The organism is Alteraurantiacibacter lauratis (assembly GCF_037154155.1).
Classification (GTDB): domain Bacteria; phylum Pseudomonadota; class Alphaproteobacteria; order Sphingomonadales; family Sphingomonadaceae; genus Alteraurantiacibacter; species Alteraurantiacibacter lauratis.
Window position 1 is genome coordinate 1 of record NZ_JBANRN010000008.1, and the last position, 12,607, is coordinate 12,607.

A 12,607-nucleotide genomic window follows, 5' to 3' on the forward strand; every position below is an offset into this window, starting at 1 on the left:
AAGGTCTCCTGCTTCAGCGGAGACACTCTGAATCAATACACGCACTGAATTTCAAGAGGCTGATTGGGTTTAGACCCCAGGAGTGGTACTGGGAGCGCGAGCTCGCTGCCGGATCATCCGAGGAGGACATCCGCGAGTACCCCACTGTCGAGCTCATCCGGGCAATGCATGAATGGAAGGATGCCGGAGAACCAGTTTAACATCTTATTGGCTCGCTTGCCCAATGACGGCTTCGAAACGTCGAGTTTTTTGTCAGCAGTCGTTCCGTTCGTCACTGAACCGTGGCCGCTAGCGACCAAAGTCAGTCGTTCGTTGATTGGGTTCTGACTCGTAGTATGTGCTGGAACCCAACCAGTGCGCGCAATTCAGTCTGACGTGCTCCCCTGAAATGTGACCGCTTTTTGGTAGAGTCCGACGCCAAGGAGTCGGACGATATGAAGCGAAGCAGGTTCAACGAAGAGCAGATCATTACGATCTTGAAGGAGCAGGAAGCTGGGATGGCGACGGCGGAGGTCTGCCGCCGTCACGGGATCAGCTCGGCGACATTCTACAAGTGGAAGTCGAAGTTCGGCGGTCTGGATGTGTCTGAGGCCCGGCGGCTGCGGTCGCTCGAGGAGGAGAACTCGCGGCTGAAGAAGCTTTTGGCCGAAGCGATGCTCGACAATGCCGTGCTGAAGGATCTGGCATCAAAAAAATGGTAACGCCCGGCGCCAAGCGGGACGCCGTCGCCCATGCCCGGGAGCATCACGGGGTGAGCGAGCGTCGGGCGTGTGCTTTGGTTGGTGTGAGCCGCAGGGTGATCCGTTACGAGCCGACAAGGCCGGATGATGGGGCGCTGCGGCAACGGTTGCGTGAGCTGGCGGCGGAGCGTCGCCGGTTCGGCTATCGCCGCCTGGGCTACCTGCTGGCACGGGAGGGCATCGCCCCCAACCACAAGAAGCTGCTGCGCATCTACCGCGAGGAAGGGCTGCGCGTGCGTCGCCGTCGGGGTCGGAAACGGGCGCTGGGCACGCGCAGGCCAATGGTGCTGCCGGATGGTCCGAACCAGCGCTGGAGTCTCGACTTCGTCTCCGACAGCCTGATCTGCGGGCGGCGCTTCCGCATCCTGTGCGTGGTCGATGACTACACACGCGAGTGCTTGGCGCTGGTGGCCGATACATCGCTGTCCGGTGCACGGGTGGCCCGGGAACTGACCGGCCTGATGGGCATCCGGGGCAAGCCGCATACGGTGGTCAGCGACAATGGCACCGAGCTTACCTCGTCGGCCATCCTGCGCTGGTCGCAGGAGCGGCGGGTTGAGTGGCACTACATCGCACCGGGCAAGCCGATGCAGAACGGCTTCGTCGAGAGCTTCAATGGTCGCCTGCGCGACGAATGCCTTAACGAGACGCTGTTCACCTCGCTGGCTCATGCCCGGTTCGTGCTGGCCGCCTGGCGGCACGATTACAACACGGTCAGGCCGCACTCCAAACTGGGCGGCAAGACCCCCGCCGAGATCGCCGGCCAACGTGTCTGGGGGCATGCCACCAGACACGTTGCCATCCCATCAAACAACCATCATCAAGGAGCGAGACTCTACCTCTGACTGGTAACAATCAGGGGAGCACGTCAAGTCCTGTAGAAACGCGTTTTAATGTCGTCTGCGCAAAACGGTGATCAAGATCATGTCAGCAGTATTGGGCAGCCCCACGCCAATATGGTTGACAGTTCGGAGACCGCGCGTTCGATCACAGGTGCTCCTGCAAACGCTGTTCCCGACCGTTGTTCGATAATTCCGACAATCTTATCGGGATCGCGTAGTTCAGCGAGTGTGGACGCGAAGGCAGCGTTGACGTCGTCCTGAATAAGGTTGGACGCGAAGAGCCCGCCAAATGCCAAACCGAGCGCCGGACTCGCTGGCCAGAGGTGGGCCAACACCATTTGCGTCGGTTGGACGAGACTTTGAGCGAGCCCAATACGTGCCATCCCCGCCATACCTTGTGTGGTTGCACCGTTGCACGTGTTGAGGACGAGCAGGCGGCGATCGCCCTCCGGAACCACGAAACTGGCGATAGTCTCCATCGGGAGAACGACGTTTTCGTAAGCATCTCCCTGCCGCTCAGCACGCGGCTTTCCGACAACAATCCCGGTCTTTGCCAGGCGATGCGCCACGAACTCGCCATGTCCTATTACCCATAGAATGTCTGGCTCGACCTGCTCGTAGAAACCACGAAAATCGTCAGCATCACCATCTTCACTGCCCGTGAACACCGTCGCTGACCAACCGGCTCGCGCTGCTATGGCTTTGATGACATCGACTTCGAAATGAGTGAAATGAGTAAATCCTGCCCAAATCGATATCACACGTGTGGTGCGCATTGGTCGCGCCGCTGCCAAGCTCACCTCCAATGGCAGAGTTAGTGAAAGCTCGCGCGCAAGTAAGGCCTGGAGCGGATCTGACACCGAAGGGAAAACCACCAGTGATCGCGGCTCGGCAATGCGTTTGAAGTGCTGAGCAAGCTCGTCTGGCCGATAGTAACGCATCATTGCTGCCTCGACATACGATCCTTGGCTATAGTCTAGGATGCCTTCGCGATGCTCCTCAATATCGTCGACGTCCGGATCGCGGCCAATTCGCAAGGACTTCTCTAGCGCCTGCACGACGATGTCATGTCCGGCATTTGCTGTCTCGAAACTTATATGGGCGCGCCCCGGCCATAAGATTGCCACTCCATCGTCGAGCGCTGGATGAACAAAGAGCACATTGTCGTCGCACGGCAACGTTTCCGGACCTTTGTACCATGCCTGGAGGAGGGCCATCGCCGCCGCCAAATCCTGTTCAAGTATGAGAAGACGAATTAGCGGCTTGATAACATCGATCCGAGCGTCACGGGCAAACAGCGCGCTGGAACCCACCTCCGAAGCCGCGACGGAGCGTTCGTTGAGGCTCTTAATCTCGTCGAACACGTGCGCGCGCTCTGCGCGCCAGCGTTCATGAGTGTCGATCGAAGCAACCAGATATTGAAGGCGCTCATGTTCGCGCAACGTGTCACCAAAACGCTCTAGGACATCCAGCGCCCAATCGCGGATGCCACGCTGGGTGATGCCATTTGCCTTGGTGATGAACACCGTAGCCACCACGGACGCGGCCGACCGAGGTAACTCGCCAGTGTTCCAGGCCTGTTCCAGCGCTAGGACCCATTCGTCCCTACGCGCATAGTCCTCGCTGACTGCCCAGCTCGCAAGTGACGCCAGACCGAAGAATATCTCGACCCTAAGCTGTTCGTTTTCCGGGCCATCGACCGCGAGTAACTCCCAAAGAATGTCCCAACAAACCGTATAGGTTTCGACGACCTCACGCCGGATACCGGCATCTCTTGCGAGCAGAAAAAACGTTGTGCACCACCGCGGAAGCCAACCCATAGCTAACCCGCCGATGCGAGGATCGCCCTCCTGACGGAAAGGCAGATATGCGTAACCAGAATTGACTCTTTTCTCGGCATCGTAATCTGTCGAAAGCCCACGGAACGCCCAGTCATAGGCCGGACCGCGTCGGCCCAGACCTTGCGCGGTCTCCATAGGTACAACTGAGAACAGAAACCGCATGAACAGCAGTGATCGCTGTGTGCCCCTATCCTCGGGTTTTTCTCGGGCCATCGCTTCACGCAGTAGCTCGTTGATATCATCGATTGCCGCAACGGAAAGTTCTTCAAGCCAATCTAGGTCGTGAGCGGCCGCAAGCTCTTGCCTCGTCAGTACAGTCTTCGTGAAATGGACGATGGCCTCGTCGTCCGCAAATGAGAAGGCAGACATCCATGCGAGCTTTGGCGCGAGCGGCATGTAAGGCTGGATCGCGCGCAGTCTTGGGAAAGCATCTTCAAATGTTTTCATCTACGTGTTCCGACGGTGGCCTCGTCCTAACCAGGATCGAAAACAAGTTCGCTGCAAAAGAGTCAGAGCTGCCCACACTCGTCGCTCGGCCAAAGCGATGTGTCGAGCGCCGGCCCGCCTCCCGGTGCACTTTCTGATTTTAAGGGCCAGTCGGCGCAAAGACCACGATAAACGCAAAAAGCGGACGCCGCAGGATTACATTACGAAAGACTCACCAAACTGGGTGATTTCGGCGAAATTTGTCCATTGGGAGGTTTCTGCAGGAAGGATAATATGATAGGAAAAACAATGATTAGAGGGTAATCACCCAGTTCTCATTTTCATCCTTCCCGGTGCGCCAAGGGCGAGGTCCTGTGAGGGGCCTCGCCCTTGGCGCATCCAGAGGGAGCGGGCCTTGGTTCGGAGTCGAAGGGGCGCAGCCCCGCAGACGTGCGGAGCGAAGCGGAGCACAATCCTGTCGGGTGCGCCAGATATTCTAGGCGCGTTTGCCCCGGTTTATCCGCCTGAGATCGCCCTTGCAGCGTTCGGAACAGGTCTTCACCTCGTCCCAGTCGCGCGCCCATTTCTTGCGCCACGCAAAGGGGCGGCCGCAGGCGGCGCAGGCTTTTTCGGGCAGATTGCTCTTGGTGTAGCGTTTCGCCTCAACCTTGGCGGGCATCAGCCGATCCCCAGCGTGCGCAGGCCTTCGGGAATCCGTTCCTTGAACGGAAAGAAGCCCTTGGTGGCGTGCGGCCAGAAGGCGTTGTCCCACGCGCGGCGCAACTGGCGCAGGGGCACGCCCTCGGCCTCCAGCACGGGGGCAAGCGCGGCCAGTGCATCGGCTACGGCACCAACCGGGGCGTAGGGTGTAACGATCTGCCGCGCACCCGCGCTGCGCGCGGCAGCCAGCAGGCTTGCGGCATCCAGCCGGGCCGCCATTTCCACGCCAAGGCCTGCCGCAGCCGAAATGCCGCTTGCCGCATCACTGGCTGCGCCCACAATAAAGCGGCGCGCCTTTGCGCCGCAGGCGAGCGTGTCGTCGTCCACCACCAGCGCACCCGCAATGGCAAGCCCGCTGCGCCACATCCATTCGGGCCACATGTCTTCGGGGGTGACCAGCAGCAGCGCGGGGGCATCGGGGTCAGGCGTTTCAGGCGCGGGCAGCGTTTGCGGTTTGCCCACCGGTTCCTCGGTCAAAGCCTCCGCCCCTGCCGCCAGACCCGCAGGTGCAAACCGGCCATTGGTGAAGCGGGCGATGTTTTCCGCGGTGGCGAGATAGGTCTTGCCCGGCGTCTGGAGCCCGGCAACCCAGCGCCAGGACAGCGTGTTGCTCGCCGCATCGGCATCGAGCAAATGCCGCAGGAAGAAGTCCGCGCCCAGAGTCCAGGGCAGGCGCAGTGTAAAGATCCAGATCGAAGCGAACCACATCCGTGCGTGGTTGTGCAGATATCCGGTGGCGACCAGTTCGCGCGCCCAGTCGTCAAACCCCTCTATTCCCGTTGCCCCGCTTTGCGCCGCGGCCAGCATGATCGGGTTGCGCACCGCCGCCTGATCCGCCTCGCGCTGCGCCAGATAGCGCCGCCACACCTGCGGGCGCATTTCCAGCCAGCCTTTCCAGTAGGTGCGCCAGAGCACTTCCTGCACATATTTTTCCGCCGCGTTCAGGCTGTGGCGGGCGAGAACGGCGGATACGACCTCCTCCTCGGCCAGCAGGCGATGGCGGATATAGGGGGAGAGGCGCGAGACGGCGGAAGGAGCGCCGGGGCCGTGGTCGGTGTTGCGCCCTTCGGCATAGTGCCGCCCCGCCTGCGGGACGAAAGCGGCAAGGCGGTCCAGGGCGGCGGCGCGGCTGGGCGGGAACAGCGATTGCGGTGAGGCGCGCAGAGGGGAATGGATGGTCATGGCCTGACCTTCCTGCCCTGATGCGCGCTGGCGCGCACTACCGGCTTTGTGCGGGCAATCGCCTCAATCTGCGGGCATTAGGGCCGACAGAACCGGGTCTACCCGGCAGGTGCCCACCGTGTCATCGCTCCCGTCAAAATGGAGCGTGGCCGGGAAGGGGCACAGTTTGCGCGTGAAAGCGGGCATGCCGTTCTCAATCCTGGTGGCGGTAAGCGTTTGCGGCGCTTCGCCATGCTCCACCCAGCGGATCAGCGCCCACAGCGCGTCGCGTGATGCGTCGCCGGGAAATGCGGCATGGCCCGATCCGCCGAACTGGTCCGCCCCCGGCCCGCCCGCGCAATGATACATCCCCGGCACCATGAACAGCCGCGCGGTCTGGGCAAGAGTGTCCGCCCCACCATTGGTGCGGGCAAGCCCGGCATACCAGTCAATCGTGGGGCCGGCATTGGTCGAAGGGTCGGCCCAGCCCTGATAGATGATCGCCTTGCCGCCCAGCCGGACAAAGGCGTTGATCGATGTGCGGTCGGCGCGCAATTCAGGCATGGCGCGGTTGGCGAGCGCCAGATCACGGCTGCGCTGGAATGTGTCCTCGTCCCAATCGGGATTGTCGAACACACCGTCCGCCCACATGGCGCGCAGCAGCGGCGAGGGCGGGCCGGGGCGCGTGCGCACGCCGGGAAACAGCCCGCCATCCATCGCCGCGCCGCTTTCGTCCAGCAGCGGGCTGGTGATCGCGCGCAGCATGGCAAGGCGCGGGCCGGGAATGCAATCGCCGCCCGTCAGCCCTTCGGGACATTCCAGCGTGGAGAGATCGAAAGTGCAGGCGGCCGGGTTCTCGACAATCCCGTCAACGCGCCCGTCATTCGCGTCGCAGGCCTGTGTCACGCGGCTCTCGTAAAGCGTCCAGTCGGCATCGGTCAGCGCGGCATCCGGGCTCCATTTCTGGAGCAGGGCAAACCACATCATCCGCACCGATTGCAGCGGCATATAGGGGCCGGGCGCGCCTGCCAGAATCCCGTCGAAATCGGCAGGGTAATTCTGCAAGGATTTGAGCGCCTGCCGCCCGCCGCCCGAACAGCCGGTGAAATAGGCGCGCTCCACCGGCTCGCCATAGAAGGTCTCGGTCAGCCGCCGCGCGGCCACAGTGGTGAGGTGCACCGCGCGGTGTTCGTAATCCGTCCGCGCCTTGGGATCGGCCATCCAGCGCGCATCGCCCGCCTTGTGCCCGCTGTCGGTGCTGGCGACAGCAAAGCCTTCGTTCACGCGCAGGCTCATATCGGCATAGTTGAACACGCCGGCATCGCCGCCCACGCCCGCGCCCAGATAGCGGCGGTTCCATTCCTGCGGCAGCCAGAGTTCAAAGCCGATATTTCCCTCTATCGTCCCTTCCACCCGGCACAGCGGGGCGGATACGGGGCGCGGGGAATAGGCGCGCTGAGTTGTTGGCAGCCAGTTATCACCCGGCTGAACGGCAGAAGCGCTGCTGACCACCACCTGATCCGGATGCTGGCCCACCAGGGCAGCGCATCCGGCCAGCGTGGCGGCCAGCAGCTTGCTCATCAGAAGCGGAAGCCCGCCGTCACCGCAAACATGCGGGGGAAGGGGCTTGCCGATTGCGGATCCCAGCCATTGGTGGTGTCCACGAAGGGTGGGTTGGCATCAAACAGGTTGCGCACATCGGCGCCGATGCTGAAATTGTCGTTGATGTCATAGTTCAGCGACAGGTCGAAGGTGTTGTAATCGGACACCTTCTGCACCGGGGTCACCGTGGTGTTGCGATACCCGTTGAGGTAATTCCACACCAGACGGGCACGCAGCGCGTCGATGCGGGCGGTCAGGTCGCTTTGCGTGCGGAACTTGTGCGCAAAGCCGATCGTGTTGAGCACGTTCTGCAGGCCGGCACCGGGCACAGCCTCGAACACGTATTTCAGGACATAGCTGCCCTGCACGCCTGCCGACAGGTCGACCGCGCCCATTTCCCAGTCATAGGACACCATGAAGTCGAGCCCGCGCATCAGCGTGGTGCCCAGATTCTGGCGGCGGCCATCGGCGATGAAGGTGACATCGGCGGCATTGATCGTGCCATTGACCGGCAGGCCCGAATTGATCAGCGCGTTCACTTCGGCAAGTGTCGGATTGAACTGCACGAAATCGGCATAGAGCGGATTTGTAAGCAGCCCCGGCGTGCCGCGCAGCGCCTGGATCTGGTCCTTGTAATCGATCCGGAAATAGCTGAGCGAGGCGTTGAAGCCCGGCAGCGCCACGGGCGCGAGCTCCACACTGGCCGACCAGGTGGTCGCCGTTTCCGGACGCAGCCCCGGATTGCCGCCCGCAAGACCGATGCCGATCAGATTGCCACCGCCCGGCCCCGGCAGCGTGTCGGGATACAGGCCCGCGCCGCCAGCCACCGTGCTGGTTTCGGTAAAGGTCGGCGCGCGGAAAGAGGTGCCGTAGCTGCCCTTTACGGTCACCCCGTCCACCGGCACCCAGGTGAGACCGATCTTGGGATTGGTGGTATTGCCGAAATCCGAATATTCCTCGTGCCGCAGCGCCAGCGACAGGGAAAGTTCCTCCAGCCCAGGCGAGGCGTTTCCGCCGCCGACCACGGGCACGAACAATTCGCCAAACACGGCATCGACATTGCGGCTGCCGCCTGCGCCGGTCGAACGGATATTGGCCGATGTGCCGGTCAGCAGATCGGTGAAGGTATATTCGGTGCGGTGTTCCGCCCCCAGAGCGATACGCACATCGCCGCCGGCCAGCGCGAACAGCGAGCCATCGATCTGCCCGTTGATCACTTCCAGCCGGGTCTTGCCGATGATGACAAAGAGGTTGTCGGTGATGTTGTTCAGCGTGGTGAGGTTGACCGGCCCGCCAAACACGTTGAGCGCGGTGGCCGGGTTGGTATCCGCCAGCGCCGCGTTCAGCCGCGCGGTGTTGAAGCCGTTGCGGCGCCGGTCGGCCAGTTCGGACGACTTGCCATAGGCGTAATAGACCGTGCCGCGGAAATCGCCGAACAGATCGGCTTCCAGCCCTACCGTGCCATTCCACGAATCGGATTTGTAGGGGTTCATCTGCAGCCCGATGATTGGCGTCGCCGACCAGTTGACCGTGACAGAGGTGGCACCGGGCACCGGCGTCACGAAGAAGGGATTGGTGCTGGGCACAACCACATTGGCTTGCGCGGTAATCGGCAGCTCGCCGGTGCGTTCGGAATAGAAGCCGTCGGCAAAGAAGCGCACCGGGCCAATGTCCTGGCTGAATGCGCCGACAAAGCTGGTGCGCTCCTGGCTCCAGATCACATGGTCAAGATCGCCATAGAAGCACAGATTGCGCGTGCCCGCCTGCAACTGGCCCACTGTGGCCGGCGTGACGCCGCCGGCGGGGATGGCATAGGTATTGCCGCCCACCGAAATCGTGCCCGGCGCGCAATTGGTGTTGCGCAGATCGCGCCCGCCGCGCGCGCGGTTGTCCTGCTGGTACCATTCCGCCAGTTCGGCGCCCAGCAGCGGGTTGTTTTCCGAATATTCTGCGGCCAGCATGATGCGGCCCGTATCCCAGCGGTGCCCGCCGATAACCGCGACCTGCTTTTCGTTGTAATCGCCTTCGGTAAAGCCATAGCGCACGCGCCCTTCGATGCCGTCGACATCGGTGCGCAGGATCAGATTGACCACGCCGGCAATCGCATCCGATCCGTAAATGGCCGATGCGCCATCGGCCACCACTTCGACGCGGCCCAGCGCGATCGAGGGGATGACCGATGGATCGGTGAACTGGCCTTGCGTGCCCTGCGGCGGGAAGCGGCGGCCATCATGCAGCAGCAGCGTGGCATTGGTGGAAATGCCGCGCAGATTGATGCCTGCGCCGCGCGTGGCATTGGCCGCGCCGTTCTGCGCCGCGCCGCCCTGGCGGTTGGCACCCAGCGAGACGACCTGCGGCACACGGCGAAGGATGTCGTTTGTGGAAATCACGGGTTCAGCCAGGATTTCCTCCATGTTGAGCCCGATGACGTTGGATCCGACCGGCTCGATCCCGCGAATGCGGCTGCCGGTCACGATGATCGCATCGCTGCTCGCCTGCGGCATATCTTCGGCCGGATCGGCGCTTTGCGCCTGCGCAGCGGTGGCGGTTAATGCCGCAGCCGCCAGCGCGAGAACCGATGCGCCGCGATGAAAGCGATTGCATGAATTGGTCATCAAAATCCTCCCCTGTAAGGGCCCTCCGGCCGTGCCGGGGCGCCTGATTATTGCCAGCGGAAGGTGCAGTTCTGCCTACGCCGCGCTGCGCGCTTCGGCGGCAGGTGCGGCTGCGGTCCCAACGCGCCGCGCATCCTCCATCCCGTGGGGGTCATAATTGGCGCGGATTCCAAATGCAAGCGCTATCATTAAGTGCGTGCACGGACTAGCCCAGCGCAAGCTCAACCATGTCGGGGCCTGGGACATAGCGCGCGTTCAGCCCGGCTTCCTGCGTCACCGCAGACAGGTAATCCATTACGGCCGCGTGCTGTGCGCTGCCCGGCGCGGCGAAGTGCGGCACGGCGTCGCGGCCGATGTGCAGCGGCAGAAACCCGGCCTTGAGCAGCTTGCCGCCTGCCACTTCGAACCGCGCCACCATGGCAAGGCGGCTGGCCTTGGGGAAGTTGTAGAGACCTTCGAAATCAGGCTCCCACTCCTCGGCCAGCACGCGGATCTCGTTCCAGCTTTTCGACTTGGCGTGCGCTTCATCCATGGCGAGGTCGGTGGCGAAATTGCACAGGCAATGGAACACCGGCTTGCCGTCGATCACCTGGCAGCCCTTGATGATATGCGGATGGCCGCCAATGATCGCATCGGCCCCCGCCGCAATCGCGGCGCGCGCCACGTCGTGTTCGTAATCGGCAATCACCGCGCGCACGAAATGGATGCCCCAATGCTGGCTGACAAAGACAAGGTCGGCCTGCTGCTTCGCGGCGCGGATATCGGCCTGCATGGCCGCCAGATCATCGCGGTGCGGATAGGTGTGCACGCGTGCGGGAGTGCCCGGCTGGTCGTGCTCGATCTGCTCGTACACGGTATGCGCGCGCATCGGGGCGCAACCGGGGCGGCGCTCATCCGCCCAGTAGCTGTGCGGCAGGATGCTGGAATAGGCGAGGAAGGCCACCCGCGTTCCATCGCCCAGCGTGCGGATCACCGGCTGTCGCGCCTCGGCTATGTCCTTGCCGGCGCCCACCACGCTGATGCCCGCCGCTTCCAGATTGGCCTTGGTCTCGAAAAATGCCTCGCGCCCCCAATCCATGCAGTGATTGCCCGCCATCGAGATGATGTCGAATCCCGCGCGGCCCAGCGCGGCGGCGCCATCGGGCCGCGCCAACACGGCATGGCGCGCCTGCGGCAGGCGGCTGCCTTTTTCCGCAAAGCTGGTTTCCAATTGGCCGAACACGATATCAGCGGCGTGCAGCACGTCGCGCGTGGCAACATAGCTGTCGTCGTAATTGTCCCGGTCAGGCGCCAGATCGCCTGTGGCCAGAATGGTATGCGGCACCCGAACTCTCCAAGCCATGGGTTAAACGTAAGCGCTTGCATGGCAGAGCGGATGACGCCTGACAAGGCGATCGGTTACACGCTTTCCCGCGCGATCAGACGGAAACCGACATCGATCTTGCGCGAGAGGAAATCCTTGCCTTCCTGGTGGCGGGCAATCGCGGCCATCACTTCGCGGGCAATCCGCGCACCATCGACATCGACCGAGGTGATGGTGGGGCGCATCTCGCCCGAAATGGCGTTGTTGCCAAAGCCCAGCACGCCCAGATCATCGGGCACGCGCAGGCCTGCCGCCTGTGCTTCCACGATCAGCCCCTGCGCCAGATGATCCGACCCGCACACCACCACATCGGGCCGTTCGTCCATCCGCCGGATATCGGCAAAGACGCGCCGCGCATGGCCAAAGCGCGTGGGCATATCGACAATGCTTTCGGACGGGGCGGCGTGGCCCAGCGCCTGCCATTCGGTGAAAAAACCCTGCTTGCGCGCCTGCGCCCGCGGGCTGTCCGCCGTGACCAGATGCGGGCGCTGGTATCCGCGCGAGGCAAGGAAGCGGGCGATGTCGCGCCCCGCATCCTCGTGGCTGAAGCCGATGGCGATGCCGACCGGCTCTTCGGGCAGTTCCCACACCTGGATGAACAAGGTGCGGCTGCGCGCCACCATGCTGTCCACCGCCTCGCTTGCCGGGCCGGTGGAAATGATCGCGTCCACCCGGCGGGCGAGCGCGGCGCGCACAAGGCTGTCGGTCCGGTCGCGCGAAGTGCCGGTGAGGCCGATCATCACATTGTTGCCGCTGGCGGTCATCTCGCCCACCATGCGTTCGATCATGTCATTGAACAGCGAATGTTCCAGATGCGGGATCAGCACCGCGACCATGCGGCTCTTGCTGCTCGCCAGATCGCCCGCCAGCGCGTTGGGGATATAGCCGGTCAGCTCAATCGCGGCACGGATGCGCGCACCTGTCTCCTCGGCCACGACGCCGGGATTGTTGAGGAAGCGGCTGACCGTGGCAGAGGAGACCTTCGCTTCGCGCGCCACATCGGTCAGTGTCGGCGGGCGATTGGTGCTGGATCCCTGCTCTGCTGCGCTGGAACTGGCAGGCGGTGGCTTGGTCATGCAATCTCCCCCCAAGGCTGGTCACATCCATCCATGCCCCAGCGGCGTGCGCCATGCAATCGGACATGCACAGCGCTTTCATTTGCCGAGCGGAAAAATCGCCTATTCGATGAAAGCGATTGCATCGCTCCCGGCGGGGCCATAGGTAGCGGAAGCTGAGGGGGCGGGCGGCGCAGGGCGGCCGCTTGCCGCAACAACCCGCATCACGCAGGGAGGATGGC

9 protein-coding genes are annotated in these 12,607 nt (G+C 63.0%); 2 read left to right on the forward strand and 7 right to left on the reverse strand.

Going from position 1 to position 12,607, the window contains the following annotated elements:
* Both WFP39_RS08690 and WFP39_RS08695 read left to right on the forward strand, forming a co-directional pair.
* The coding region (locus WFP39_RS08690) for a hypothetical protein (protein ID WP_336919049.1) at positions 1–200 on the forward strand (200 nt) is incomplete at its 5' end.
* Positions 201–434: 234 nt separating this feature from the next.
* A protein-coding gene (locus WFP39_RS08695) for an IS3 family transposase (RefSeq protein ID WP_336919050.1) occupies positions 435–1,585 on the forward strand; the annotation gives its coding sequence in 2 pieces (ribosomal slippage) (positions 435–687 and positions 687–1,585; 1,152 coding nt in all).
* A gap of 77 nt (positions 1,586–1,662) precedes the next feature.
* On the opposite strand, the gene WFP39_RS08700 is transcribed toward WFP39_RS08695, so the two are convergent.
* From WFP39_RS08700 to WFP39_RS08730, 7 genes are all read right to left on the reverse strand, one after another.
* Positions 1,663–3,870, reverse strand: a complete 2,208-nt coding sequence (locus tag WFP39_RS08700; RefSeq protein WP_336919051.1) for a CHAT domain-containing protein — start codon at positions 3,868–3,870, stop codon at positions 1,663–1,665.
* A gap of 475 nt (positions 3,871–4,345) precedes the next feature.
* The gene (locus WFP39_RS08705; RefSeq protein WP_336919052.1) at positions 4,346–4,528 is read right to left on the reverse strand and encodes a DUF2256 domain-containing protein; all 183 of its coding nucleotides are present in this window, start codon (positions 4,526–4,528) and stop codon (positions 4,346–4,348) included.
* Complete coding sequence (locus WFP39_RS08710) at positions 4,528–5,751, reverse strand: FAD-binding domain-containing protein (protein WP_336919054.1); 1,224 nt, start codon at positions 5,749–5,751, stop codon at positions 4,528–4,530. The genes WFP39_RS08705 and WFP39_RS08710 overlap by 1 nt, the downstream gene beginning before the upstream one ends.
* A gap of 63 nt (positions 5,752–5,814) precedes the next feature.
* Entirely contained in the window at positions 5,815–7,311 is a 1,497-nt protein-coding gene (locus WFP39_RS08715) for a tannase/feruloyl esterase family alpha/beta hydrolase (RefSeq protein ID WP_336919056.1), read from the reverse strand.
* Positions 7,311–9,947 carry a TonB-dependent receptor domain-containing protein gene (locus WFP39_RS08720; protein WP_336919058.1) on the reverse strand — a complete coding sequence of 879 codons (2,637 nt, stop codon included), beginning with the start codon at positions 9,945–9,947 and terminating at the stop codon, positions 7,311–7,313. The genes WFP39_RS08715 and WFP39_RS08720 overlap by 1 nt, the downstream gene beginning before the upstream one ends.
* Positions 9,948–10,152: 205 nt before the next feature.
* The gene (locus tag WFP39_RS08725) at positions 10,153–11,289 is read right to left on the reverse strand and encodes a CapA family protein (RefSeq protein ID WP_336919060.1); all 1,137 of its coding nucleotides are present in this window, start codon (positions 11,287–11,289) and stop codon (positions 10,153–10,155) included.
* Positions 11,290–11,345: 56 nt separating this feature from the next.
* Entirely contained in the window at positions 11,346–12,386 is a 1,041-nt protein-coding gene (locus WFP39_RS08730; protein WP_336919061.1) for a LacI family DNA-binding transcriptional regulator, read from the reverse strand.
* Positions 12,387–12,607: the final 221 nt, after the last annotated feature.